Annotated in this window: 28 protein-coding genes; 14 read left to right on the top strand and 14 right to left on the bottom strand. The window is 60.4% G+C overall.

Translation table 11 applies throughout. The features are described from left to right. Nucleotides 1–61 precede the first annotated feature (61 nt). From HGP17_RS17825 to dnaN, 6 genes are all read right to left on the bottom strand, one after another. A complete protein-coding gene (locus HGP17_RS17825; RefSeq protein ID WP_168811349.1) occupies nt 62–1,042 on the bottom strand; it encodes a complex I NDUFA9 subunit family protein in 981 nt (326 codons plus the stop codon). A 112-nt stretch (nt 1,043–1,154) separates the two neighbouring features. Then, nucleotides 1,155–1,442, bottom strand: coding sequence for a DUF1330 domain-containing protein (locus tag HGP17_RS17830; protein ID WP_168811351.1), 288 nt, complete (start codon nt 1,440–1,442; stop codon nt 1,155–1,157). 28 nt (nt 1,443–1,470) lie between these two features. Then, complete coding sequence (gene pyrF, locus HGP17_RS17835; RefSeq protein WP_168811352.1) at nt 1,471–2,163, bottom strand: orotidine-5'-phosphate decarboxylase; 693 nt, start codon at nt 2,161–2,163, stop codon at nt 1,471–1,473. Between the two features lies 1 nt (nt 2,164). Beyond that, nucleotides 2,165–2,752, bottom strand: coding sequence for a histidine phosphatase family protein (locus HGP17_RS17840; protein WP_168811354.1), 588 nt, complete (start codon nt 2,750–2,752; stop codon nt 2,165–2,167). Between the two features lie 8 nt (nt 2,753–2,760). Beyond that, nucleotides 2,761–3,354, bottom strand: coding sequence for a phospholipid N-methyltransferase PmtA (gene pmtA, locus HGP17_RS17845; RefSeq protein ID WP_168811356.1), 594 nt, complete (start codon nt 3,352–3,354; stop codon nt 2,761–2,763). Between the two features lie 158 nt (nt 3,355–3,512). Continuing rightward, the gene (gene dnaN / locus HGP17_RS17850) at nt 3,513–4,631 is read right to left on the bottom strand and encodes a DNA polymerase III subunit beta (RefSeq protein ID WP_168811358.1); all 1,119 of its coding nucleotides are present in this window, start codon (nt 4,629–4,631) and stop codon (nt 3,513–3,515) included. Between the two features lie 252 nt (nt 4,632–4,883). On the opposite strand from dnaN, the gene rsmI reads away from it, so the two are divergent. From rsmI to HGP17_RS17890, 8 genes are all read left to right on the top strand, one after another. Continuing rightward, on the top strand, nt 4,884–5,792 hold the full coding sequence (gene rsmI, locus HGP17_RS17855; RefSeq protein WP_168811359.1) for a 16S rRNA (cytidine(1402)-2'-O)-methyltransferase: 909 nt from the start codon (nt 4,884–4,886) through the stop codon (nt 5,790–5,792). Beyond that, complete coding sequence (locus HGP17_RS17860) at nt 5,785–6,165, top strand: YraN family protein (protein WP_168811361.1); 381 nt, start codon at nt 5,785–5,787, stop codon at nt 6,163–6,165. The genes rsmI and HGP17_RS17860 overlap by 8 nt, the downstream gene beginning before the upstream one ends. 187 nt (nt 6,166–6,352) lie before the next feature. Beyond that, nucleotides 6,353–6,667 carry a hypothetical protein gene (locus HGP17_RS17865; RefSeq protein WP_168811363.1) on the top strand — a complete coding sequence of 105 codons (315 nt, stop codon included), beginning with the start codon at nt 6,353–6,355 and terminating at the stop codon, nt 6,665–6,667. A gap of 139 nt (nt 6,668–6,806) precedes the next feature. Beyond that, entirely contained in the window at nt 6,807–7,802 is a 996-nt protein-coding gene (locus HGP17_RS17870) for an endonuclease/exonuclease/phosphatase family protein (protein ID WP_168811365.1), read from the top strand. Between the two features lie 200 nt (nt 7,803–8,002). Next, nucleotides 8,003–8,506 (top strand): cupin domain-containing protein, encoded by a 504-nt coding sequence (locus HGP17_RS17875; RefSeq protein ID WP_205926023.1) that lies wholly within the window; start codon nt 8,003–8,005, stop codon nt 8,504–8,506. Nucleotides 8,507–8,630: 124 nt separating this feature from the next. Continuing rightward, nucleotides 8,631–9,578 (top strand): glutathione synthase, encoded by a 948-nt coding sequence (gshB, locus tag HGP17_RS17880; protein ID WP_168811369.1) that lies wholly within the window; start codon nt 8,631–8,633, stop codon nt 9,576–9,578. Nucleotides 9,579–9,770: 192 nt separating this feature from the next. Further along, complete coding sequence (locus HGP17_RS17885) at nt 9,771–11,303, top strand: YifB family Mg chelatase-like AAA ATPase (protein ID WP_168811371.1); 1,533 nt, start codon at nt 9,771–9,773, stop codon at nt 11,301–11,303. 103 nt (nt 11,304–11,406) lie between these two features. Further along, on the top strand, nt 11,407–11,859 hold the full coding sequence (locus HGP17_RS17890) for a hypothetical protein (protein WP_168811373.1): 453 nt from the start codon (nt 11,407–11,409) through the stop codon (nt 11,857–11,859). Between the two features lie 63 nt (nt 11,860–11,922). Here the strand turns inward: HGP17_RS17890 and cysK are convergent, their stop codons facing one another. Beyond that, nucleotides 11,923–12,891: a cysteine synthase A gene (cysK, locus tag HGP17_RS17895; RefSeq protein WP_168811375.1), complete on the bottom strand. Its 969-nt coding sequence runs from the start codon at nt 12,889–12,891 to the stop codon at nt 11,923–11,925. 136 nt (nt 12,892–13,027) lie between these two features. Further along, nucleotides 13,028–13,645: a LysE family translocator gene (locus HGP17_RS17900; protein WP_168811377.1), complete on the bottom strand. Its 618-nt coding sequence runs from the start codon at nt 13,643–13,645 to the stop codon at nt 13,028–13,030. A 129-nt stretch (nt 13,646–13,774) separates the two neighbouring features. Here HGP17_RS17900 and HGP17_RS17905 point away from each other — a divergent pair, with 129 nt between their 5' ends. Genes HGP17_RS17905 through HGP17_RS17915 form a run of 3 tightly spaced genes read left to right on the top strand, consistent with a single transcriptional unit; the run spans nt 13,775 to nt 15,621 of the window. Next, nucleotides 13,775–14,332 (top strand): cysteine hydrolase family protein, encoded by a 558-nt coding sequence (locus HGP17_RS17905; protein WP_168811379.1) that lies wholly within the window; start codon nt 13,775–13,777, stop codon nt 14,330–14,332. A 24-nt stretch (nt 14,333–14,356) separates the two neighbouring features. Next, on the top strand, nt 14,357–14,989 hold the full coding sequence (locus HGP17_RS17910; protein WP_168811381.1) for a LysE family translocator: 633 nt from the start codon (nt 14,357–14,359) through the stop codon (nt 14,987–14,989). Further along, a complete protein-coding gene (locus tag HGP17_RS17915; protein ID WP_246704138.1) occupies nt 14,986–15,621 on the top strand; it encodes a hypothetical protein in 636 nt (211 codons plus the stop codon). Before HGP17_RS17910 ends, HGP17_RS17915 begins: the two co-directional genes overlap by 4 nt. A 2-nt stretch (nt 15,622–15,623) precedes the next feature. Here HGP17_RS17915 and HGP17_RS17920 read toward each other — a convergent pair whose 3' ends face one another. Then, a complete protein-coding gene (locus tag HGP17_RS17920) occupies nt 15,624–15,926 on the bottom strand; it encodes an NIPSNAP family protein (protein WP_168811383.1) in 303 nt (100 codons plus the stop codon). Beyond that, a complete protein-coding gene (locus HGP17_RS17925; protein WP_168811385.1) occupies nt 15,923–16,837 on the bottom strand; it encodes a DMT family transporter in 915 nt (304 codons plus the stop codon). The genes HGP17_RS17920 and HGP17_RS17925 overlap by 4 nt, the downstream gene beginning before the upstream one ends. 109 nt (nt 16,838–16,946) lie before the next feature. Here HGP17_RS17925 and HGP17_RS17930 point away from each other — a divergent pair, with 109 nt between their 5' ends. After that, entirely contained in the window at nt 16,947–17,411 is a 465-nt protein-coding gene (locus tag HGP17_RS17930) for an Lrp/AsnC family transcriptional regulator (RefSeq protein WP_168811387.1), read from the top strand. A gap of 31 nt (nt 17,412–17,442) precedes the next feature. Here the strand turns inward: HGP17_RS17930 and HGP17_RS17935 are convergent, their stop codons facing one another. Then, on the bottom strand, nt 17,443–18,339 hold the full coding sequence (locus HGP17_RS17935) for a GNAT family N-acetyltransferase (protein ID WP_168811389.1): 897 nt from the start codon (nt 18,337–18,339) through the stop codon (nt 17,443–17,445). After that, the gene (dut, locus tag HGP17_RS17940; protein ID WP_168811391.1) at nt 18,339–18,809 is read right to left on the bottom strand and encodes a dUTP diphosphatase; all 471 of its coding nucleotides are present in this window, start codon (nt 18,807–18,809) and stop codon (nt 18,339–18,341) included. Before dut ends, HGP17_RS17935 begins: the two co-directional genes overlap by 1 nt. A gap of 91 nt (nt 18,810–18,900) precedes the next feature. Here dut and HGP17_RS17945 point away from each other — a divergent pair, with 91 nt between their 5' ends. Then, a complete protein-coding gene (locus tag HGP17_RS17945) occupies nt 18,901–20,484 on the top strand; it encodes a peptide chain release factor 3 (RefSeq protein WP_168811393.1) in 1,584 nt (527 codons plus the stop codon). A gap of 42 nt (nt 20,485–20,526) precedes the next feature. Here the strand turns inward: HGP17_RS17945 and HGP17_RS17950 are convergent, their stop codons facing one another. Together HGP17_RS17950 and HGP17_RS17955 are read right to left on the bottom strand one after the other, a co-directional pair. Further along, a complete protein-coding gene (locus HGP17_RS17950; protein ID WP_168811395.1) occupies nt 20,527–21,354 on the bottom strand; it encodes a helix-turn-helix transcriptional regulator in 828 nt (275 codons plus the stop codon). 69 nt (nt 21,355–21,423) lie between these two features. Further along, nucleotides 21,424–21,816, bottom strand: a complete 393-nt coding sequence (locus tag HGP17_RS17955) for a nuclear transport factor 2 family protein (RefSeq protein ID WP_168811397.1) — start codon at nt 21,814–21,816, stop codon at nt 21,424–21,426. A 303-nt stretch (nt 21,817–22,119) separates the two neighbouring features. On the opposite strand from HGP17_RS17955, the gene HGP17_RS17960 reads away from it, so the two are divergent. Beyond that, on the top strand, nt 22,120–23,145 hold the full coding sequence (locus HGP17_RS17960) for an ABC transporter substrate-binding protein (protein ID WP_168811399.1): 1,026 nt from the start codon (nt 22,120–22,122) through the stop codon (nt 23,143–23,145). Nucleotides 23,146–23,167 lie beyond the last annotated feature (22 nt).

Here is a 23,167-nt window from a genome sequence, read left to right on the forward strand (position 1 = left end):
AACAAAAAGCGCCGCTCGGCAGGGCCGGGCGGCGCTTTGATTTCATCGGCTGACCGAATCGTCAGGCAGCTTTGCCGGAGCCGGTGAACTGGCCCTGCGGACGGTAGCGCACGAGGTAGGACGGCAGGACCGAAACGAGCAGCGTCGGCAGCAGGCCGATGCCCTTCAATGTGCGTCCTTCCGCTTCCGCCTGCTTGGAAACGACATTGTCGCTCTTGAGCAGGGTTACCTGGTCTGCCGTGATCGGCGGCTTGATGAGCGGCACCAGCGAGGCAACCGAGCCGATGAGGGACGCCAAGCCGAAAGGCAGCGAGATGAGCGCCTTCTTGCGGTTGATGACAGACAGCGTGGTCTCGAGACATTCGCGGAAGGAAAGCACTTCCGGGCCGCCGAGTTCATAGGTGGTGCCGGCCTTGAGCTTGCCATCGACGCTGCGGGCGACGGCCTCGGCGATATCTTCGACATAGACCGGCTGGAACTTCGTCTTGCCACCGCCGATCAAGGGCAGGAACGGCGCCGTGCGCGACATGTCGGCAAACTTGTTGAAGAACTCGTCTTCCGGTCCGAAGACGATCGAGGGGCGCAGGATGATTGCGTCCGGCTTGATCGACAGGATTGCGGTTTCGGCGCGCGCCTTGGTGCGGGCATAGGCCGAAGGCGAGTTGGCATCGGCGCCAAGAGCCGAAATGTGCGTCAGCGAAGCGCCGGCGCCGCGTGCGGCTTCCGCGATTGCCTTGCCTCCGAATTCCTGCACGGCTTCAAAGGTATTGCGGCCGCTTGCCGCCAGGATGCCGACGCAGTTGACGACATGCTGAGCACCTTCGACGGCGCGGTCGATGGAATTACGATAGCGCACATTGGCCTGAACGATCGAAATCTGGCCGAGATTGCCGAGCGGCTGCAGGAAGCCGGCAAGATCGGGACGGCGCACGGCGACACGGATGCGGTAACCGCGCTTGGCAAGCGCACGCACCACGTGGCGCCCGATGAAGCCTGATCCTCCGAACACGGTCACGAGCGGCGGGAGGTTGGACAGGGTCATGGCAGGCTCCTCGAAAGGCTTGGTTTGGGCTTATATCGTTTCGTCTTAGCCGATCCGAGCGCGGAGGTGAAGTGCAATCGCGCTGCATTGCAGCGTCACCTTTTCAAAGGGTTTAAATGCCCTCGACAACGACCATTTCGGCATCCGCCACCTGCTGACGAATTTTGGCGGCGATCTGATATTCCGGCGAATTGTAGCAGTCGACGGCGTGTTGCAGCGACGGAAACTCGATCACGACGTTACGGCCGCGCGCCGGGCCTTCGAGAGGCGTGTAAGCACCGCCGCGAGCAAGAAAGTTCGCGCCGTATTTTTCGAAGGCAGGCTTCGCGGCTGCGACATAGTCCTTGTAGTTCTCGAGGTCGCGGACATCCACGCGCGCGATCCAATATCCCTTTGGCATGCTTGCCTCCCTTGATTGCTGTCGTGGTTTAAAGTGCGGCGTCCATCTCGGCGAGGATGGCGCGGGCCGCCTCCTTCGGATCGGCGGCCTTGACGATCGGCCGAGCGACGACGAGATGGCTCGAGCCGGCCTTGATGGCGTCGGCGGGTGTCATTACGCGCTTCTGGTCGCCTTTGTCGCTGCCGGCCGGGCGGATGCCCGGGGTAACGAGGGCCATGTCGGGTCCGATGATCTTGCGGACTGCGGCAGACTCTTCCGCCGAGCAGACGATGCCGCCCATGCCGGCCAGATGCGCCTGTTCAGCCCGACGCAGCACCAGCGTATGCGGATCGTATTCATAGCCTGCGGCGATGAGGTCCTGTTCGTCCATCGACGTCAGCACGGTCACGCCGAGCAGGCAAAGGTCGGAGCCCTTGGCGGCTTCGACAGCCGCCTTCATCGCCTTCGGATAGGCGTGCAGTGTCAGCATCGACATGCCCATCTTCGCGATGTTCTCCACGCCGGAGGCCACCGTGTTGTCGATGTCGAGCAGCTTCATGTCGAGAAAGATCTTCTTGCCGCTGGCGGCCAGGTCGCGCGCGAATTCGAGACCGCCGGCAAAGGCGAGCTGATAACCGATCTTGTAATAGAGGATATCGTCGCCGAGGGCGCCGACCACTTTCTCGGCCTCCTGAAGGTTTGGAACATCGAGTCCAACGATCAAGCGGTCGCGTGCGGTCATATCAAGCCCATCCCTTCCAGTCTTCGATGGGTGTCCAGTCGCATGAGATGGCACGGTTCGCAAGGTCGAAACAGAAAAGATTGCCGCCACCGGGCGGCTGATCGCCCTGGCGCGCGATTGGCTTGTCCTCAAGATGGCATTTCAGGAGCGTGCCGACGCCGCCATGGCCGACGAAAGCGATCGGTATTTGCGGATCGTGGCGCGACAATGCCGCCTCGACATTCGAGATGATCCTCATCTGGGCGTCGATCGCGCGCTCCCAACCCTTGAAGCTTTGGTAGGGATTGGCGAAGAACCAGTCTGCGGCATTCTCGAAATCTGGCGGCGCGAGAAAGCCCGTAGCGCTGCGGTCGTTCTCGTGCATGGCTTCGACGATGTCGATCGGCACCCCACACTCTGCCGCCAGAATTTCCGCCGTTTCGATCGCCTTCCGCTCGCCGCTGGAGACGATCCGGCCCAGTTGGCGAGCCCAGGGTCTTGTTGCCGCTTCCCGCGCGCGTGCTGCGCCCACTTCCGACAACCCCCATTGCGGCACGGGAACGTCGGGGTCGATGCGCACCTGCGGATGCGTAATGTAAAGAGCGAACATGGATCGTCTCAGCCGCGGCTATAGACCCAGAGCTGGGCCGGCGGAATATTGCGAACGATGAAATCGAAGTGACGGATATGATAGCGATCCGGATTGGCGATGATCGGCGAAACCGGGCCGTAGGAAATCTGCACCATCGGGCGTCCAGGCGGCATGCGGTCGAGCAGACTTTCGAGCAGTGCGACGCGCGTCGCCATCGGGAAGTTCAGCAGCGGGATGCCTGACACGACGGAATCGAATGTCTGTCCGCGCAGAACGCCGAGCGTTGCATCGAGATCGAAGGCGTCGCCATTGATGAAATGGACGCCGGGATAAAGCTTGACCAGATGACTGTAGAAATCGGTCGAGTATTCGATGGCGACGAGATTTTGCGGTTCGACGCCGCGCGCCAGAATAGCCTTGGTAATGGCGCCTGTGCCCGGCCCGAGTTCCAGCACGGGCAGACCGGATTGCAGGTTGATGACACTAGCCATCTTGCGCGCTGTAATCGATGAGGTGGGAACGATCGACCCGACGGTTTTGGGTCCTTGCATCATGCCTTTGAAGAAACGGATCTCTTCGTCGAACTTCTTGCCAAGCCGTTCCTTGAGACGCAGCGCCATGCTCTCCCCCACCAAATGTTACGGTCACGACTTACATATCGCTCTTCTCTGATCTTGCAATGCGATGACGCAATAACGAGAGAAAATGTCGCAATCCACAAAGGACCAAATAAAAGCGCCCTTGCGTAATCAAACGCATAACAGGGCGCTTTGGTTTCTTATACGCGCATCGGCATCAGCACATAAAGCGCGTCGTCACCGGCCGTGTCGCGAATGAGTGTCGGCGAGCCGGCATCTGCCAGCAGGAACACGGCGGAATCGCCCGAAAGCTGGGCGGTGATGTCGAGCAGGTACTTCGCGTTGAAGCCGATTTCCATCGGGTCCATTTCGTAGCCGACAGCGACTTCTTCCGTCGCGCTTCCCGAATCCGGGTTGTTGACCGTGAGAAGCAGCTGACCGTCGGACAGCGCCAGCTTGACGGCGCGGCCACGCTCCGACGAGATCGTCGAAACGCGGTCGACTGCCTGCGCGAAGCTCTGGCAATCGACGCGCATTTCCTTGTCGTTGTTTGTGGGTATGACGCGCTGATAGTCGGGGAAGGTGCCGTCGATCAGCTTCGATGTCATGACGATGGAGCCGATCGTCAGGCGGATCTTCGCGTCGGATACTTCGACCGTGACGATCGCATCCGGCGAATCCACCAGCTTCTGCAATTCGCCGACCGTCTTGCGCGGAATGATGATGCCGGGCATGCCTTCGGAGCCGGAGGGCGCGCTGACGTCGGCGCGGGCAAGGCGGTGACCGTCGGTCGCGACAGCGCGAAGCTTCAGGTCGCCATCGCTTTCGATCGTGTGGAAGAAGATGCCGTTCAGGTAGTAGCGGGTTTCTTCGGTCGAAATCGCGAACTGGGTGCGATCGATCAGCATCTTGAGGTCAGCCGCCTTCAGCTTGAAGGAGTGGCTGAAGCTGCCGGCCGTAAGATCCGGGAAGTCCGATTCCGGCAGGCACTGCAGCGAAAACTTCGAGCGCCCAGACGTGACCGTCATCGAGCTGCCGTCGGTGTTGGTGGCAAGCAGAACTTCCGATCCGTCGGACAGCTTGCGCACGATATCGTAAAGCAGGTGCGCCGGTACGGTGGTGGCGCCGGCCTGCTCGACGTTTGCAGGCGTCGCCTCGGTGATTTCGAGATCGAGGTCGGTTGCCTTCATGTCGAGGCTCGTGCCCTCGGCCTTCAGCAGCACGTTGGACAGGATCGGGATCGTGTTGCGACGCTCGACCACGCGATGCACGTGGTTCAGCGACTTCAGGAGGTTCGACCGCTCAATTGTAATACGCATGGATGCTACCGCTTTCGACCGTGACTTGCCGGGCGGCCCGAGGCGCCCGAGCGACATGTTTTCGGACGAGGCCCGAAAGATTGGACGGGCAACTTGGCAGACTTCTCCATCCGAATGCAAGAGGCTTAGGCGATTTGCCAAGTGGCAATTCGACATTTGGGTGACAATGCTCCACAGGATTTGCGCCGCTCTTGCCGTCCGTCCGCGCCTCGCCCATAAAGGCGGTGAATACGAGGCGAATTCAGGACCGGCATGAACGAAGACCAAACAAGCGGTGGAGCGCGTAGTTTCCGCCTGCACAACACACAGATTCCGGCCCGCCCGCTCGATCCGGCGCTCTATCTTGTGGCGACCCCCATCGGCAATCTCGGCGATATCACGTTGCGAGCGCTCGAAACGCTGGCCGGCGCCGACGTGCTCGCCTGCGAAGATACGCGCGTGACCCGTGTCCTGCTCGACCGCTACGGCATCCAGAACAAGCCTTACGCCTATCATGAATACAATGCCGACGAGGCCGGCCCCCGGCTGCTGCAGGCATTGGAAGCAGGGCGGTCGGTAGCGCTGGTTTCCGATGCCGGCACGCCGCTTGTTTCCGACCCGGGCTATCGTCTCGCGGTGCAGGCGATCGAGGCGGGATACAAGGTCGTTCCCATTCCCGGCGCTTCTGCGCCGCTTGCAGCGCTCGTCGGCTCCGGCCTGCCGAACGACGCTTTCTTTTTCGCCGGCTTCCTGCCCACCAAGGACAAGGCCCGCCGAGACAGGCTTGCCGAAGTCGCGAGCGTTCCCGCGACCCTCATCTTCTTTGAATCGCCGCACCGCATCGCCGCGACCCTTGCCGCTGCTGCCGATGTGCTAGGCGGCGAGCGCGCGGGCGCCGTCTGCCGCGAGTTGACGAAGACCTTTGAGGAATTCCGCCGCGGCACGCTGTCTGAACTTGCCGCATTCTATGATGCCGTTGAGAATGTGAAGGGCGAGATCGTCTGGCTCGTCGGTCCGCCCGCCGAAAGCGTCGCGACGGAAGCCGATGTCGACGCCATTCTGGCCGATCTCTCAGGGACAATGCCGACCGCCAAGGCGGCAACGGAAGCGGCGCGTCTCACCGGCCTGCCGCGCAAGGAGCTGTATCAGCGCTTGCTCGACATGAAGGAGCGCCATGCCTGAGCCAGGGTTTCAGGGTGGCGAAAAGCTCAAACGGCAAAAGGCATGGCGTCGTGGTCATGTCGCCGAGTACCTCGCCGCAGCCTTTCTGATGCTCAAGGGCTATCGCATCCTCGCGATCCGTCATCGCACCAAGCTCGGCGAGATCGACATTATTGCCCGCAAGGGTGATCTCGCCGTTTTCGTCGAGGTCAAATCGAGGCGCGGTGCTCAACAGGCAATCGACGCCGTTTCCTTCTCGTCGCAAAACCGTATCCGTGCCGCAAGCGATCTCTGGCTTGCACGCCAGCCGGATTTTGCTCGCCTTTCGCAACGTTATGATATTGTCGCGATGCTGCCGGGTCGCTGGCCGCAGCATTTTCCCGATGCGTTTTGATGGTGTTCGGAGAGCGAAAGAGGTGCTTTCCAATTCGACGCCATCGCTTCATTCCTGGCTCAGCCGTCTCGACACATCTTGTCAACTCGCCCTTACTGCGGATAGATGGACTAACGTTTTCGATCAGCTTTAGCGTGCATTCAGAGGTGTGCTAAGGACGATGTAACGGGTAAGTTGGGGGTGAAAAATGCGATTGATATTGGGGTGTATGATTGCCTTATCTACCTTGATGGGAGGAGCCACCATCGCCCGTGCAGATGATGCCTTCTGTCAACAGTTAGGGGAGCTGGCAAAGGGTGTAATGCAGAACCGACAGATAGGCGTAAACATGTCGGACATGATGAAGGTTGCAGACAGCGGAAGACCAGAAGGTTCAGTTCTGCGGAATTTGGTGATGATGGCATACGATACGCCGCAATATTCTACCGAGGCGATGCAGTCTGCTGCGGTTCAGGAGTTTGCCAACCAAATTCAACTCACCTGTTACAAAAGCCAAAAGTAACCGGTCAACGGATGTCGCTTTCATTGATATGACGCAGTGCGGGACAAAGGCGCGCTGAGTAGGGCTATTCACAGTGATGTCATAAAGCGCCTTTACTGCCGGTGCGATTTCATAATTATCCTTCAGGCAAGCGTCTAATATGATTACCATCCATGTTCCCGCATTCACCGTTCCCTCGCAGGAGGAGCGAAAGAGCTTTGTCTCTCTCGAGAAGATCCCGGCCGTTCATGCCGAGAAGCTCGCATCGCTAGCCTGCCTGAATGCGGTGCGCATCGGTGGGGCGGATGCAGAGGTCGAAGCTTTGTCCTTCCCGTTTGCGGTCGCTGCCTGGAACCTCGAGCGCTGCCTGTTTCCCGAGGAAAGTGCTGCCAAGTTGCGGGAAACCGGCGCGCCGCTTGTGCTGCTGTCGGAAATGGATCTGGGCATGGCCCGCACCGAACAGCGCGACCCCACAGCTATCGTCGCCGACGAACTCGGCATGAACCATGCCTATGGCGTCGAGTTCCTGGAGCTCAGCCTCGGTTCGGAAATCGAGCGCTCCTACTGCCGCGATGATTTCAACGAGAAGGGCTTTCACGGCAACGCGCTGATGGCCTCGGTCGCGCTGAAAGATGCTTTCATGATCCGCCTGCCGGGCGACGCCGTCTGGTTCAACGACAGCAACGAGCAGCCGCGCATCGGCGATCGCTGCGCCGTCGGCGCCATCGTTACGACCGAGGCTGGCCCCATGGTTGCGGTTTCCGTGCACCTCGAAAGTGTTGCGACCGCTGCCTATCGTGAGCGTCAGATGGCGGCGTTGATCGATGCTGTCGAGGCCTTCGCGCCCGGTCTGCCGATGCTGATCGGCGGCGATCTCAACACCGGCAACCATACCGGCGGCGATTACTCAACCGATACGCTGTTCGCCATGGCCGAGGGTCGTGGCTTCGAATGCCATGGCGGCCCGCTCGACCAGACCAGCACGCGTCCGAGCCTGATTACACGCTTCCCCGATCGCGCCATGAAGCTCGACTGGTTCATCACTCGCGGCCTGAAGATTGGTGAAAGCCATCTCGTCTCTTCTCTCAACGGAGAAGACAAGCCGCTCTCCGATCACGACATGGTCGTTTGCACAATCGAAGGTTTTTCATCCTAGTGCACGTCGCGCAAAAGTGTGCGGCGGTTTTGCGACAACGACATGCATGAAATCAAAAGGTTAAAGCGCGAGAAGCGAATCTGAAAGATCGCGATGCGCTTTAATCGCTGCAATCGTTAAAATGCTCCGGATTTCATGAACTCTGCCCTTACCTCTCGCATGCGATGAGATGGCAGACGCGCATGGAATTGGGGGATTGCATGGTCTTGAAACTGATGTTGGCGAGCATGGCGGCCTTTGCCGCGCGTGCCGTCCCGGTCGTTGTCGCGATGCCGCCGTCACGGAACTTCGTAGCGGGCGCCAGCGACGAAATGGAAATGAAGCCGTCGCCGATCGAGCGATCCTGGATTCTATCGGGCGATCCGGTTGCCCGTATTGCGGAGCATTCACGCGGGCACGATGACGCCGCAATGACCGCTTTGTGGGATTGCACCGCAGGCGAGTTCCGCTGGTATTTCGGCTGGGACGAAACGGTGATGATCCTTGAGGGCGAAGTACATATCACCACGGAAGACGGTGTCGAGCGCACGCTGCATGCCGGCGATGTCGCCTATTTCGCCGGCGGCACCTGGGCGACATGGCGCATCGACCGCTATCTGCGCAAGGTCGCCTTTCTGCGCAAGCCGTTCCCGAAGCCGCTCACGATGGCCTATCGCCTGCGCAACCTGGTTCGGCAAGGCAACACGCAGGGCCTTGCCGCCTGAGCGCGGCCGGCCCTCGCGAAAGACGTTCCGGACGAAGACATCCTTGACGGAAGCCCTTGAATAGCCGTTGCGTTTGCGGGCGGGCCGACCTACATCTGTCCGCAAATCCGAGCGAGGGCTGACTATGGCTGGTATCAAGAATGTTGCGGTCCAGATGGACCATGTCCGGAGCATCAACATCACGGGCGACTCGACCTTCGCCATGAGCCTTGAGGCGCAGAACCGGGGTTACAAGCTCTTCCACTACACGCCAGAGCGACTGAGCATGCGTGACGGCAAGGTCTATGCCTCCGTCGAGCCGATGATCCTGCGCGACGTGAAGGGCGATCACTTCGAACTCGGCGAGGCCGAGCGCGTCGATCTCTCGACCATGGACGTCGTGCTGCTGCGCCAGGACCCGCCATTCGACATGGCCTACATCACATCGACGCATTTGCTTGAGCGCATTCACCCGAAGACGCTCGTCGTCAACGATCCGGCCTGGGTGCGCAACTCGCCTGAAAAGATCTTCGTCACAGAATTCGCCGATCTCATGCCGAAGACGCTGATTACCCGTGATCCGGCTGAAATCCGCCGCTTCCGCGATGAGATGGGCGATATGATCCTGAAGCCGCTTTACGGCAACGGCGGCGCCGGCGTTTTCCATTCGACGCGTGACGACCGCAATCTCTCGTCTCTCTTGGAAATGTTCGGCCAGCTCTTCCGCGAGCCGTTCATTGCCCAGCAATACCTGCCTGACGTTCGCAAGGGCGACAAGCGCATCATCCTCATCGATGGCGAAGCCGTGGGCGCAATCAACCGCGTGCCGGCCGAGCATGATGCCCGCTCCAACATGCATGTCGGCGGCCGCGCCGAAGCGACGGAGCTGACTGCGCGCGAGAAGGAAATCTGCGCCCGCATCGGACCGGCTCTGAAGGCGCGCGGCTTCCTGCTCGTCGGCATCGACGTCATCGGCGACTACATGACCGAGATCAACGTGACCTCGCCGACCGGCATCCGCGAAGTCAAGCGCTTTGGCGGCGCCGATATCGCCAGCCTGCTCTGGGATGCGATCGAAACCAAGCGGGTCTGATCGGCTGCGGCCGATTGCGCTTTCAGTCGAATACAAATAGTCGCCCCGCATATCGACAATCCCGATATGCGGGGTGAAATTTTTGTTCGATCATTGTTCTTGTTTCATTCCTTTCTTTGTGCCAGATTGCAACCCGAGGTTTGCTGATCTGGGTGGCTAGCGGCCTGCAAGTCTGGGGATAAGGGACAAGAGATGGTAGCGCGCGTCAGTACGGTGGCGTTTCAGGGCATTGAGGGCGTACCCGTCGAAGTGCAGGTGATGATCGCGCCCGGCAAGGTGCTGATGCACATCGTCGGCCTGCCGGACAAGGCTGTTGCCGAGAGCCGGGAGCGGGTCCAGGCGGCGCTGCATGCTTCCGGCCTCGCACTGCCGCCGAAGAAGGTCACCGTCAATCTGGCGCCGGCGGATTTGCCCAAGGAGGGCAGTCATTTCGATCTTGCGATCGCGCTCGGCCTGATGGCGGCGCTTGGCGCAATTCCAGCCGATGCCTTGTCATCCTACACCGTCATCGGCGAACTCAATCTCGATGGCACGATTGCGCCCGTTGCCGGTGCACTGCCCGCGGCGATTGCCGCCAATGCCATGGGCAAGGGGCTGATCTGCCCGGCCGAAAGCGGGCCGGAAGCCGCCTGGGCCGGCAAGGAGATCGATATTCTGGCACCGCGCAGCCTGATCGCGCTCGCCAACCATTTCCGCGGCACGCAGGTCCTGTCGCGGCCGGACCCGTCCATTCGCGCAGCCGCTGCCAATTTGCCTGACCTTGCCGATATCAAGGGGCAGGAAAGCGCCAAGCGCGCATTGGAAGTGGCGGCCGCCGGTGGCCACAATCTGCTTTTCGTCGGGCCGCCCGGTTCGGGCAAGTCGATGCTCGCCTCGCGCCTGCCGTCGATCTTGCCGCCCTTGTCGACGAACGAGTTGCTGGAGGTGTCGATGATCCATTCGATCGCCGGCCAGCTTTCAGGAGGCAAACTCTCGGATCGGCGGCCCTATCGCGCGCCGCATCACTCCGCTACCATGGCCGCGCTCGTCGGCGGCGGGCTGCGCGCCCGGCCGGGCGAGGTGTCGCTCGCCCATCACGGCATTCTCTTCCTTGACGAGCTGCCGGAGTTTTCACCGCAGGCGCTCGATGCACTGCGCCAGCCGCTGGAAACCGGCGAATGCGTCATTGCCAGAGCGAACCATCGCGTCGCCTACCCGGCAGGTATTCAGCTTGTGGCGGCGATGAACCCGTGCCGCTGCGGCATGGCTGGGGAGCCGGGGCATACCTGTGCCCGCGGGCCGCGTTGCGCCTCCGACTATCAGGGCCGTATTTCCGGTCCGCTGCTTGATCGTATCGACATTCGTATCGATGTGCCGGCGGTCTCCGCCGCCGATCTCATTCGGCCGACTTCAGCGGAAAGCAGCGCTGATGTCGCACTTCGCGTCGGCCGTGCGCGCGAACGGCAGCGCGAGCGTTTCGAACGGGCCGGCATGAAAAATGTCAGCACCAACGCCCGCTGCTCGACCGCGATGATCGAAACCATCGCCGAGCCGGATGCGGCCGGTCTGCAATTGCTGCGCGATGCTGCTGAAAAGATGAAATTTTCCGCCCGTGGTTATCACCGCATTCTCAAGGTCGCGCGAACGCTTGCCGATCTGGACGATAAGCGCACTGTCGGACGCATCCATCTGGCGGAAGCCATCTCCTATCGTATCGCAGGAGAACGACTGACCGCGCACGCCTGAAAATGCATGGTTCAGATGGCATTGGGCCGTATCCGGCTTGTGTACCCAACTCTGACGCGGCATGACTGCGAAACTTCGATCAAAACGGAGCGCCTCGGCCCGCATGACTGCAGAACTGACAATCGATCCCAGCGATGGTGCGATCTGTATCGGCGGCCAGCTTCGCCTCGTTGCATCACAGGAAAAGACTGGTATCGAGACGCTTGCCTCCGAGTGGCTTGGCGGATCGCGTGATCTTCACAACAGCTATGAATGGCTGCAGCTTCGCGGCCTGACGTTCGGCAAGCAACCGGCCGGTGCTTCGCTCTGCCTTCACGAACATCGGCTGATCAGCGCGCATTGGGGTGTTTCTCTGCCGGGTGCTGCGATGGAGGAGGGCTGGCCGACCCAACAGGCGATCAACCAGGAAATTAAGTTCGTCCGTCGCGTTCTGACCGCCATGTTCCGCATGGAGCTGACGGATGGTGCATTCAGTTTTCCCTGGGGCACGGTCTGGAGCAGGTTCGATCCGAAAGGATTTTCCGCCAGCCACGGTGTCAGCTATCGCAAGTCATAGGTTCGCGGGCATAGAAAAGGGGCGCCGCAGCACCCCTTTCCAAGTTGGATCTCGTGGAGAGCGTTAGCCGCCCAGGCCATCGAACAGCGCCGTCGACAGGTAGCGCTCTGCGAAGGAGGGGATGATGACGACGATCGTCTTGCCCTCGTTTTCGGGCCGCTGGCCGACCTTAATGGCGGCAGCCAAAGCCGCGCCGGAGGAGATGCCGACCGGCACGCCTTCGAGCTTGGCGACAAGCCGCGAATGCTGGAACGCCTCGTCGTTGGTCACGGTCACAACCTCATCATAGACGTGGGTGTCGAGGACCTTCGGCGCGAAGCCGGCGCCGATGCCCTGGATCTTGTGCGGGCCGGGATTGCCGCCGGAGAGAACCGGGGAGTCCGTTGGCTCGACGGCGATGATCTTGACGTCGGGCTTGCGCGCCTTCAGTACCTGCCCAACACCGGTGATCGTGCCGCCCGTACCGATGCCGGATACGAAGATATCGACCTTGCCTTCGGTGTCGTTCCAGATTTCCTCAGCCGTCGTCTTGCGGTGGATTTCCGGGTTCGCCGGATTTTCGAACTGCTGCGGAATAATCGCGTCAGGCAGGCTCGAGGCGAGTTCTTCTGCCTTGGCGATTGCGCCCTTCATGCCTTTCGGCCCTTCCGTCAGCACGAGCTCGGCGCCGAGCAGCGCCAGCATCTTGCGGCGCTCGATCGACATGGTCTCCGGCATGGTGAGGATCAGTCGGTAGCCCTTGGCAGCAGCGGCGAAAGCAAGCGCGATGCCGGTATTGCCGGAGGTGGGCTCGATCAGCACGGTTCTGCCGGGGGCGATCTTGCCCTGTGATTCCAGGCTTTCGATCATGGCGACGCCGATACGGTCCTTCACCGACGCGATCGGGTTGAAGAATTCGAGCTTTGCCAGGAGGTTGGCCTTGACGCCCTTCTCCTTCGCCAGCTTGTCGAGGCGGACGATCGGCGTGTCACCGATGGTCTCGGTGATCGAGGCGTAGACGCGGCCGCGGCCGGGTTTGCGGGTGTCGGACATGGGTAACTCTCCCTACATTTGAATTCTGAAGTGACAATAGGATCAAACGTCTGCGGAAACCAGAGTAGGCGCACTCTACCGCCTCGCGGCCCATGAGAAAAGAATCTCCAAATTGCCGCGTTAGCGAAAGTTTATTTCAGGCTGCCCGAACGGCAATGAAGGCGGCCGTCGCGGCGAGAATGCTGGCGGCGGACCTGTTCAGAGTCTGCAGGGCTTTCGGCTTCTTGAGAAAAGCCCGCGCCCGCGACGCCAGCAGCGCATAGGGCAAGAGAACCGCCAGAAGCACGACGAAGGTGGCGGCGAGCAAAAGCAGATATTCATGCAGGCCGATGCTGTTGATGTCGATCACCGTCGGCACAAGCGCGATATGGAAGAGCATGGTTTTCGGGTTGCCGAGTGTCAGGAGCAATCCGGAGATAAAGGACATCCCCGCGCTGGTGGATTTCTTCGCCTTGATATCGGCGCTGATCAGGCCGGTGGTCCAGAGCTTCCAGGCGATATAGCCGAGATAAAGCGCACCGGCGATCTTGATGACGATAAAAACCTCGGCGAAAGTCTGCGCCACGAAGGCGAGACCGAGGATGACGGCCGTCAGGTACGTCATGTCACCCAGCACGATGCCGAGCGCCATGAAGAACGTCTCGCGGAAGCCGGAACCGAGGGCGCGTGCCACAATCGCTGTGACACCCGGACCCGGAATTATCGCGGCGATGAAAAGAGCGCCGCAATAGGCGAGCAGAGGTGCGAGCGTCATGTTTATTTTCCTGTCAGCTGAGGCTTGATCTATCGCCCTGTCTTTGTCTTTTCAAGCGATTGCGCCGGCGTCACGAACATATTACCTAGAGATGAGTAGCGCGTCGAAACTGCTTTGCCCAAGGATATCATGTCTTCTGCATTGCTCTTGATCGATCTTCAGAATGCCATCCTTACCGGCCTTGGCACGCCTGGCCGGCAACCGGCCATCGACGCCGCTTTGGAGGAGGTTGTCGCCAAGCTCGCGGCGTTGAAACACAAGGCGCGTGCTGCCGGTGTCCCGACCTTTATCGTCCAGCATGACGGCAATCCCGGCCACCGTTTGGTGAAGCGCAGCGAAGGCTGGCAGTTGCGCCGGGAAATTGCGCCGGAGGCCGGCGATGTCGTGGTGCATAAAACAAGCTGCGATTCCTTCTTCGAAACCGATCTGGAGACAAAGCTCTGTGCGCGCGGCATTACCCACCTGTTGATCGGCGGTTGCATGACGCAATTCTGCGTCGACACCACGGCGCGCCGCGCTGTCTCTCTGGGTTTCGACGTCACGCTCATTTCCGATGGCCACACGACAGCCGACATGGGCAGGCTGAGCTTCGAAGACATTGTCACCCATCACAATATGGTTCTTGACGGCTTTGATGCCGGGCCGCATCACATCAAGCTGACCGCATCCGCAGAAATTGCCTTTTGAAGTATCCCGCCCCTGGAGCCTCCGATGCCGCATGTGACGAGCATGATCGCCTTTGCCCTGATTGCGCTTGGCATGGTGCTGACGCCGGGTCCCAACATGATCTATCTGGTGTCTCGATCGATCTCGCAGGGGCCGGCGGCAGGGCTGATTTCGCTCGGCGGCGTCGCCTGCGGCTTTCTGTTCTATATGCTCTCTGCCGCGCTCGGCATTACCGCTATCGTCCTTGCCGTTCCCTTTGCCTATGACGCATTGCGGCTGGCTGGGGCCGCTTATCTCGGCTGGCTCGCCTGGAATGCGCTGAAGCCCGGCGGCCGGTCTGCTTTTCAGGTGCGCGAACTCCCGAAGGACAGCAATCGTCGGCTCTTTACAATGGGGCTGGTGACAAGCTTGCTGAACCCGAAGGTTGCCGTTCTCTATCTCTCGCTGCTGCCGCAGTTCATCGATCCGGCACTCGGCAGTGTTTTCGTACAATCCATCGTGTTCGGCTTCGTCCACATCGCGGTCAGCCTGACCTTCAACGCTATTTTCGCGCTGACAGCCGGCTCTGTGGCCATGTTCTTCATGCGCCGGCCGTCCTTTGCCTTGGTGCAGCGCTGGCTGATGGGCACCGTGCTGGCAGGTCTTGCCATGCGCATGGCCTTCGAGGCGCAGCGATGATGCGGCGTGCTTTGCAGTCATCCACCGCGGTTTTCTATGTAGTCGCTTCGTTATCGGGCTTTGCGCCCGTCGCCTCGGCGGCTGACAGCACACAGACGATCGTTTTGATGCGCCATGGAGAGAAGCCGGAGGCTGGTCTGGGCCAGCTCAGCTGCCAGGGTCTCAACCGGGCTCTGGCGCTTCCGCCGGTGCTGACGAAGCTCTTCGGCAAGCCTGCGGCGATCTTTGCGCCGGATCCGTCGAAGCGAAAGGACGATTCCGGCGTTTCCTACGATTATATCCGGCCGCTCGCCACCATCGAGCCGACGGCGATCGCGCTCGGACTGCCGGTCGATACCAGCTTCGGCTATGATGACATCAATGGTCTGAAGGCCGAGCTGAAGAAGCCAGACTATGCCGGCAAGCTGATTTTTGTCGCCTGGGAGCACAAGCAGATCGTCGATCTCGCACGTCAGCTGATGAGCGAGAATGGGGGCGATGAAAAGGCGGTGCCAAAATGGCATGGCAAGGATTTCGACAGTCTCTACGTCCTGCATATCAGCGCAAAAGGCACAAAGCCGGCCGCGACCTTCGAGCAAATGGCCGAAGGCCTCGATGGCCAGCCGCAGGTATGCCCGCAGCCGGCTAAGTAATCTCAGAAAACGGGCCGCATGAAGCTGCGCTCGTAGCTGACGATGCAGCGCGTCTCCTCGCCATAGGCGAAGGCGGCACGGCATTCCGCATCATCCGCCATTTGCTTTCGATAGTTTTCATAGGCAGCAAGGCTCGGGAAGCTGAACAGTGCCAAAGCAATGTTGTTGGCACCTTCATGCGGCAGGAAATAGCCGTGATGCGTGCCGCCCAGCCGGTTGACCAACGGGATCCAGAGCTTGGCGTAATGTTCGAATTCGGCAAGCTTGTAGGGATCGATGACATATCGCAGATAGCAGGTAATCATTCGGCGGACTCCTTGAAAGAATTGATGTTCTTATGCCGGAGCAAGGGGAGCGTCCAGCCGAGATTCATGCCTGCCGCCGCGCCCAGAATGATGACCGCGCCGAGGATCTGTGCGATGCCGAGCATATGGCCGAACGCGAAGCGATCGACCACGATGGCGGCGATCGGGTAGATGAAGGACAGCGCGCCTGTGAGATGCGTCGGCAGCTTCTGGATTGCGCCGTAGAGCAACACATACATCAGACCGGTGTGGATCACACCCATTGTGACGAGGGTCGACCATCCGCCGGCATCCCGCGGAACTGCCGAGAAATCGGTGAAGGGCGCAAGCATGAGAATACCCGTCGAAACTTGGATCAGCGCAATCAGATGCGGCGGCGTGCCCTTCAGCCATTTTGCTGCGATAGCGGCCAGCGCATAGAAAAATGCAGCCCCCAGCGAAAGCAGGACGCCGGTGGCATAGCTTCCCGCCCCTGCCGCCTCGGCTGGTTTGCTTTCCACGATGATCACCATGCCGGCAAAGGCAAGCGCCAGCCAGAAGAGCTTGGTGAAGGTAATCCGCTCGCCAAGAAACAGCGCACCGAGCCCCAGCAGCATGAAGGGCTGCGTGTTGTAGACCGTCGTGGCGATGGAAATGGAGGCGTGGGAATAGGCAGCGAACAACAGTAGCCAATTGAGAACGATGGCAATACCGCCGCCGACCGCGATGCAGAATGCCTTCAGGTTGAGGATGCCCGGGTGCAGGAGGCCCATCGCCGCACAGATGACAAGCAGCGTTAGTGCGCCGAAGAAGCAACGCCAGAAGACCACGCCGGTCACGGTTTGGCCTGATGTCAGCACAAACCAGCCGATTGTCCCTGAAATCAGCATCGCCGTTGTCATTTCAATAGTGCCGCGTTTGATCTCGTTCATCGCCTTTGGCTCCAATGTATTGGCGGTGATAATATTGCGGAGATGGCGTCGCTGATATAGGTTTAGTAAGGTGATATAGCGATGTGACCTAATTAAAAGAGGCTTGAGTATGAGTATGCCTAATGCAGTCATCGATCTCGATGGAACGGACCAGCGGATTCTGGAGGCGTTGGCGCGCAATGCCCGAATCTCGCTGAAAGAATTGGCTGAGGTCGCGGGGCTGTCCTCACCGAGCGCGGCCGAAAGGCTTCGTCGGCTTGAGGAGCGCGGCATCATCTCCGCCTTCACGGTGGATATCGCACCAGAGGCAGTTGGTTATCCGCTTCAGGCGATCGTACGCATCAGGCCTCTGCCTGGTCAGCTACATGTCGTCGAGCGCATCATTCAGGAGATGCCCGAGTTTATCGAATGCGATAAGGTAACCGGCGATGATTGTTTCATTGGGCGGTTGGTGGTCCGTTCCATGAGCGAGCTTGACGGAATCCTGGATAAGATCACCGAGCGGGCCGAGACCAATACGTCCATGGTCAAGGCAACCCCCGTCAAGCGCCGCTTGCCGCCGCTGTCTCGCTAGACGCCTTCCAGTGAATGAGGGCCGTTGAGCTCTAGAATTCCGCCATAGGCGAAAGCATCAGCGGCCCTGTGATTTCGTTCGCCGCCTTGCCGCGCACCATTAGCGGTATGGAGCTTTCATAAGGCTCAAGCTCGATGTCGCCGCAATCAAGCAGATCCGGCGGGAAGCAGATCTCGATGCGTGCGGGCTCGACGTCGAGCGCCGATAAGATCGTTTGCAGCGATGGGATGGCCGTTGCGGCAATATCGAGAAGGCGAAACACATTGCCATCGATCGTCCATACAACGATCGCATCGTCGGATATGGCCGTTAGCTGGATCGCGGGATCGAAGCACGCGTTGAGATGAAACATCTCCATTTGGCGCGCGACGGCGAATTGCCGTGATACTGGTTTGCGGCGTTCCAGAAGCGCTTTCATCAGCCGCAGGTCGTCGGTAGCCTGCAAGGAAAGCGTGCGCGCGACGGTAGAGGACGTCACCGGCTTCGGCTTGGTCGCGACGAAGACGTGCTGCGGCACGGTTTTGAAACCGTAGCCTTCGTAAAGGACCGGCTTGCTGGTGAGCAGCATATCAAGCTCAAAACCTTCGGCGATTGCCCAGGCGAAGGCGCGCTGCATGAGATCGCGATAAAGCCCGCGTCCGCGCCATTCCGGCCGGACGGCGCCGGATTGGTATCCGGCCGCTTTCACGGTGCGGCCGTTGATCATCATCGGCATGGAGAAAACGGTAAAATTCGCGACGCAGCGTCCATCGCTATCGAAATAGCCGAAGGGCATGCTTGTCGGGTCCGGATCGCCGAATGAAGCCTGCAGGTTGACGTCAATAGAGAACGTATCCTGCAGCAGGTCGACCAGCGCCTGCCACGCGGAGGGATCGCCGAAATAGTCCTGTCGCAGCATTAGGCCATGCTCGCGGCCGAAATCCGCCATCACACGCCGGTGGAGCCGAAGCCGCCGGCGCCGCGCGCGGTTTCGCTGATCTCGGAAATCTCGGCGACACGCACTTGGGTGACGGGCGCGATGACCATTTGCGCGATGCGCATGCCGCGCGTGATCTCGAACGGCTCGTCGCCAAGGTTCGCCAGGATCACCTTCACTTCGCCTCGATAGTCGCTGTCGACAGTACCGGGCGAGTTCAGGCAGGTGATGCCGTTCTTGAGGGCAAGGCCGGAGCGCGGGCGTATCTGCGCCTCGAAACCCTCGGGAACTTCGAAGATGAAGCCGGTGGGAACAAGCGCGCGCTTGCCGGGCGCGATCGTCAGCGTCGCACCATCGTCGACGGCAGCGCGCAGGTCCATGCCGGCGGCACCCTTGGTCTCATAAGATGGTAGGTCGATGCCTTCGCCATGTGGCAGGCGAACAAGATTGAGGATCGGGCTGATGTCGGTGTGAATGGTCATGGCGCATTAGTTTGCGCGCGAACGCCCGAGGTCAATTGCATTTGGGGCTTTGAGTCGCTAGATACGGCCGCAATTCACAGGATTTACACGCATGGCCGAAAGTCTCGCCGAGGCGGTCTCCCGCCGCCGCACATTCGCTATTATCGCCCACCCGGACGCGGGCAAGACGACGCTCACCGAAAAGCTGCTGCTTTTCGGCGGCGCCATTCAGCTCGCCGGTGAAGTCAAGGCGAAGAAGGATCGGATGCAGACGCGCTCCGACTGGATGAAGATCGAGCGCGAACGCGGCATCTCGGTCGTGACCTCCGTCATGACCTTCGAATACGAAGGCAATGTCTTCAACATTCTCGATACGCCCGGTCACGAAGACTTCGCCGACGACACCTACCGCACGCTGACGGCCGTCGACGCCGCCGTCATGGTCATCGATGCCGCCAAGGGTATCGAGCCGCGGACGCTGAAGCTGTTCGAAGTCTGCCGCATGCGCGACATTCCGATCATCACCTTCATCAACAAGATGGACCGCGAAAGCCGCGATCCCTTCGAAATCCTCGATGAAGTCGAAGAGAAGCTGGCGCTGGATACCGCGCCGATCACCTGGCCGATCGGGCGCTCCAAGACCTTCTGCGGCTCCTATCATATTGCCGACAATACCGTGCGCGGTTCCGATACCGAAGTCGAGGCGACCAAGGTAAACGGCCCGCAGGCCGTCGCCGACCGCTTGCCAGAAAACGAGCGTCAGGCCTTCATCGACGAGACGGAACTGGCGATCGAGGCATGCCGCCCGTTCGACCGGGAATCCTTCCTCGAAGGTCATATGACGCCGGTCTTCTTCGGCTCGGCGCTGCGCAATTTCGGTGTTCGCGATCTCATCAACGCACTCGGTGCATTCGCGCCGCCGCCGCGCGACCAGGTCGCCGATATCAGGACGGTGCACGCGACTGACGACAAGATGACGGCCTTCGTCTTCAAGATCCAGGCCAACATGGACCCGAACCACCGCGACCGCATCGCCTTCGCCCGCATCTGCTCCGGCAAGCTGGAGCGCGGCATGAAGGCGCGGCTGTCGCGCACCGGCAAGCAGCTCGGTCTCACCGCGCCGCAATTCTTCTTCGCCTCGCAGCGCCAACTCGCCGATACAGCCTATGCCGGCGATGTCGTCGGCATTCCGAACCACGGAACGCTGCGCATCGGCGATACGCTGACGGAAGGCGAATCCCTGGTCTTCCAGGGCGTGCCGAACTTCTCGCCGGAAATCCTCCGCCGTGTTCGTCTCGAAGACGCGATGAAGGCAAAGAAGCTCAAGGAAGCGCTGCAGCAGATGGCCGAAGAAGGCGTCGTGCAGCTCTTCTCGCCGGAAGACGGCTCTCCCGCCATCGTCGGCGTGGTCGGCGCCCTGCAGCTCGACGTGCTGAAGGAGCGGCTGATGGCCGAATACGGCCTGCCGGTTTCCTTCGAAATGTCGCGCTTCTCCGTCTGCCGCTGGATCTCGGCCGACCAGTCCGCCGATCTCGAGAAGTTCGTCACCGCACGTCGCGGCGATATCGCCCGCGACCTGGACGGCGATCCGGTCTTCCTAGCACAGGACGGCTTCTCACTGCGTTATGAGGCGGAGCGTTACCCGGCTATCAAGATGGTTGCCATCAAGGAATATCACGCCGTCAAGGCGGCCTGATATCGGAGACATTACAGCCACAGGCGATCGGCCTGTGGCGCATCACCCTGCAGCTGCGTTCATCAGCGCCGCGTAACGCGCTTCCGTGGCATCATCCAGCGGAAACATGCATTCGACCCGCAACTCCTGGGTCGTGATCATCTGCGGCGTTCCGACCGTCGTCACCAGAGAGAAGAATTGCAGAACATGCCCGTCCTCCACGAAGGACAGGGGAATCACCGGCGCATTCTCGACCGCCGGTGATGTCTGCCATTCGGCATTCACATCGGGGTAGGCGAGCAGGCTGTCGATCAGTTCCTTCGTCCGTCCGTCGATGACGCGACCGACGGACTCACGGAAAACACGCCCCATCAGGCTTTCGGCTGTCTTCTCCCAATCCGGAATGAAGGGCCGCATGCCCAAGGGATCGAACATGAGATGCAGGAGATTGCGCGGTTTCGGGCGTGCGGCCATATCGACGAACTGGCCGAAGAAGCGAAGCGTCGCATCGTTGGTCATCAGGACATTCCAGTAGCGGTCCATCACGATGGCCGGAAACGGCTCGTGCTGACTCAGCATGCGCTTGAGCGCGTTGCTGACGCCCTTCATCTCCTGATCGTCAAAGCTTCCCTCGGAATAGATCGGCGCATAGCCGGCGGCGAGCAGCAGCGTATTGCGCTCGCGGAACGGCACGTCCAGGGCATCGGCGAGCCGCAGGACATTCTGGCGGCCGGGCGTGCTCCTGCCGCTTTCGATAAAGCTGATCTGCCGCTGCGAAATGCCGGTGTCGAGGGAAAGCTCAAGTTGGCTCTTGCCGCGTGTGTCGCGCCATGCGCGCAGCTGCGGTCCGAGCTCGTTCGACAATCTCGGTTCGGCGCGAAGGGAACTCATCCTGCAAAGCCTCGCTTCGTTCGTTTGGTGTGGCGGGGCCGTATTTGGCAGCCCCGCCTGCGTCAGTTGTTATGAGAAAGCGACCGGCCCGACCGAGCCGTACCAATGGCGTACTTTCGTCGGGTCTGCCTCGTCCATGTAGAAGAAATGCGTCATGACCGGTTTGACCACCGGCTGGGTGCGGTCGTTTGGGGTCATGGTCACCGTCCCGCGGAACACCTTCAGCGATCCCGCATCCCAATATTCGGTGACATCATGCAATGCCGTGAAGCCGGTGTCGATGAAGGCGCGCAGGTTCTGACGAATGGTCTCACGCCCCTTCCAGTCGGCAATGCCGAGATTGCATGTGGCGTCTTCCGCCAGGCAATCAAAGCCTTCGCCGAAGGTCTTGTCGTCGATTTCCCGCCAGAAGGCGAGCAGCCATTGCGGGGCGTCTTTCTTGGTGAATGACAGGGTCGTCATGGAGTTCTCCTGAGCCGACCGTTGGAATGATGTCGTGGCCATCGACGTCATGCCGGGTGAGGGCTCTCTTTCGTTGAAGGGCTAAAAGCTCTTCCTGCAAGAAGATGGTCTTTAGATACGCCACGGCGCATGCTGGCCTCAATTACATGTGATGTAATGAAAGTGGCTCCATGGCGCTTCAAGCCGACGTGATCGGTTCGGATGCGTTTCATTTTGGAATAGTGTCTCCGCGATGTTCCATCCGATATAGCGCTATGCCATAGTGCCGCCCCGGGGTCCCCTCGATCAGAACGAGCAGCTTTCATGATGAGATTTCTTGCGGTTCTTGCTCTGGCCTTCGTTGGCCTGATGCCGGTCGCAGCCGAGGCGCGAATCATCACCGATGCGGCGGGACGCACGGTGTCCGTGCCGGACAAGATCAACCGTATTCTCGTCGCCGGCCCGCCGGCAACCGCGCTGGTCTATGTGCTGGCGCCGGAAAAACTGGTGGGTTGGGTCCATGCGCCCGATGATGCCGCCAAGGCCTATCTGATGCCGTTGGTACGGTCGCTTCCGACGGTTGGGCGCTTGACGGGCAAGGACGGAACCATCAGCTCGCAGGCGGTCATGGACGCTAAGCCCGACATCATCCTGGATGCCGGCACGGTGGATCCCACCTATAAGGCGCTGGCCGACAAGGTGCAGGCCGAAACGCATATCCCCTATATCCTTGTGGACGGCAGCTTTGCCCGCACGGCCGATACGCTTCGCGATGTCGGGGCGCTGATCGGGGTCGAGGACCGCGCCAACAAGCTGGCGGATTATGCCGATTCGGCGATCAAGGATCTGAACGACAAGCTCGGCACATTGCCGAACGATCCGCGCCCGCGCGTCTATTACGGTCGCGGTGACGATGGGCTGGAGACGGGGCTTTCCGGCTCGATCAATCTCGAAATCCTCGATGCCGTCGGCACGATGAATGTTGCCGCCGCTGCCGGCAAGGGCGGCCTTGCCAAGGTCACCGTGCAGCAGGTCGTGAGCTGGAATCCGGATATCATCATCGCGGAGAGCCCGGCTTTTGCCGCTTCGGTGAGAAGCGATCCGCAATGGGCAGGCATCAAGGCCGTCAAGGACGGGAAGATCTTCGTGCCGCCGTCGTTGCCCTTCGGCTGGTTCGATTCCCCACCCGGTGTCAACAGGTTGCTCGGTGTGCGCTGGATGGAGAAGCTGCTCTACCCGAAGCTCTTCCGCAGCGATTTCAGTGACGATGTGAAGGAATTTTACAAGCTGTTCTACCAGGTCGATCTCACCAACGATCAGTTGGCGGCGCTGCTGAAGAGCGTGAAGTAACAGCTGGAATCGGGGGGGTATC

It is taken from the genome of Rhizobium sp. P38BS-XIX (genome assembly GCF_012641435.1).
Taxonomy (GTDB): Bacteria; Pseudomonadota; Alphaproteobacteria; order Rhizobiales; family Rhizobiaceae; genus Rhizobium.

What these genes read in the sequence shown, in the direction of transcription:
- HGP17_RS17825 (WP_168811349.1), bottom strand. Translation starts at nt 1,042, where the DNA reads ATGACCCTGTCCAACCTCCCGCCGCTCGTGACCGTGTTCGGAGGATCA.
- HGP17_RS17830 (WP_168811351.1), bottom strand. Translation starts at nt 1,442, where the DNA reads ATGCCAAAGGGATATTGGATCGCGCGCGTGGATGTCCGCGACCTCGAG.
- pyrF (WP_168811352.1), bottom strand. Translation starts at nt 2,163, where the DNA reads ATGACCGCACGCGACCGCTTGATCGTTGGACTCGATGTTCCAAACCTT.
- HGP17_RS17840 (WP_168811354.1), bottom strand. Translation starts at nt 2,752, where the DNA reads ATGTTCGCTCTTTACATTACGCATCCGCAGGTGCGCATCGACCCCGAC.
- pmtA (WP_168811356.1), bottom strand. Translation starts at nt 3,354, where the DNA reads ATGGCGCTGCGTCTCAAGGAACGGCTTGGCAAGAAGTTCGACGAAGAG.
- dnaN (WP_168811358.1), bottom strand. Translation starts at nt 4,631, where the DNA reads ATGCGTATTACAATTGAGCGGTCGAACCTCCTGAAGTCGCTGAACCAC.
- rsmI (WP_168811359.1), top strand. Translation starts at nt 4,884, where the DNA reads ATGAACGAAGACCAAACAAGCGGTGGAGCGCGTAGTTTCCGCCTGCAC.
- HGP17_RS17860 (WP_168811361.1), top strand. Translation starts at nt 5,785, where the DNA reads ATGCCTGAGCCAGGGTTTCAGGGTGGCGAAAAGCTCAAACGGCAAAAG.
- HGP17_RS17865 (WP_168811363.1), top strand. Translation starts at nt 6,353, where the DNA reads ATGCGATTGATATTGGGGTGTATGATTGCCTTATCTACCTTGATGGGA.
- HGP17_RS17870 (WP_168811365.1), top strand. Translation starts at nt 6,807, where the DNA reads ATGATTACCATCCATGTTCCCGCATTCACCGTTCCCTCGCAGGAGGAG.
- HGP17_RS17875 (WP_205926023.1), top strand. Translation starts at nt 8,003, where the DNA reads ATGGTCTTGAAACTGATGTTGGCGAGCATGGCGGCCTTTGCCGCGCGT.
- gshB (WP_168811369.1), top strand. Translation starts at nt 8,631, where the DNA reads ATGGCTGGTATCAAGAATGTTGCGGTCCAGATGGACCATGTCCGGAGC.
- HGP17_RS17885 (WP_168811371.1), top strand. Translation starts at nt 9,771, where the DNA reads ATGGTAGCGCGCGTCAGTACGGTGGCGTTTCAGGGCATTGAGGGCGTA.
- HGP17_RS17890 (WP_168811373.1), top strand. Translation starts at nt 11,407, where the DNA reads ATGACTGCAGAACTGACAATCGATCCCAGCGATGGTGCGATCTGTATC.
- cysK (WP_168811375.1), bottom strand. Translation starts at nt 12,891, where the DNA reads ATGTCCGACACCCGCAAACCCGGCCGCGGCCGCGTCTACGCCTCGATC.
- HGP17_RS17900 (WP_168811377.1), bottom strand. Translation starts at nt 13,645, where the DNA reads ATGACGCTCGCACCTCTGCTCGCCTATTGCGGCGCTCTTTTCATCGCC.
- HGP17_RS17905 (WP_168811379.1), top strand. Translation starts at nt 13,775, where the DNA reads ATGTCTTCTGCATTGCTCTTGATCGATCTTCAGAATGCCATCCTTACC.
- HGP17_RS17910 (WP_168811381.1), top strand. Translation starts at nt 14,357, where the DNA reads ATGCCGCATGTGACGAGCATGATCGCCTTTGCCCTGATTGCGCTTGGC.
- HGP17_RS17915 (WP_246704138.1), top strand. Translation starts at nt 14,986, where the DNA reads ATGATGCGGCGTGCTTTGCAGTCATCCACCGCGGTTTTCTATGTAGTC.
- HGP17_RS17920 (WP_168811383.1), bottom strand. Translation starts at nt 15,926, where the DNA reads ATGATTACCTGCTATCTGCGATATGTCATCGATCCCTACAAGCTTGCC.
- HGP17_RS17925 (WP_168811385.1), bottom strand. Translation starts at nt 16,837, where the DNA reads ATGAACGAGATCAAACGCGGCACTATTGAAATGACAACGGCGATGCTG.
- HGP17_RS17930 (WP_168811387.1), top strand. Translation starts at nt 16,947, where the DNA reads ATGAGTATGCCTAATGCAGTCATCGATCTCGATGGAACGGACCAGCGG.
- HGP17_RS17935 (WP_168811389.1), bottom strand. Translation starts at nt 18,339, where the DNA reads ATGGCGGATTTCGGCCGCGAGCATGGCCTAATGCTGCGACAGGACTAT.
- dut (WP_168811391.1), bottom strand. Translation starts at nt 18,809, where the DNA reads ATGACCATTCACACCGACATCAGCCCGATCCTCAATCTTGTTCGCCTG.
- HGP17_RS17945 (WP_168811393.1), top strand. Translation starts at nt 18,901, where the DNA reads ATGGCCGAAAGTCTCGCCGAGGCGGTCTCCCGCCGCCGCACATTCGCT.
- HGP17_RS17950 (WP_168811395.1), bottom strand. Translation starts at nt 21,354, where the DNA reads ATGAGTTCCCTTCGCGCCGAACCGAGATTGTCGAACGAGCTCGGACCG.
- HGP17_RS17955 (WP_168811397.1), bottom strand. Translation starts at nt 21,816, where the DNA reads ATGACGACCCTGTCATTCACCAAGAAAGACGCCCCGCAATGGCTGCTC.
- HGP17_RS17960 (WP_168811399.1), top strand. Translation starts at nt 22,120, where the DNA reads ATGATGAGATTTCTTGCGGTTCTTGCTCTGGCCTTCGTTGGCCTGATG.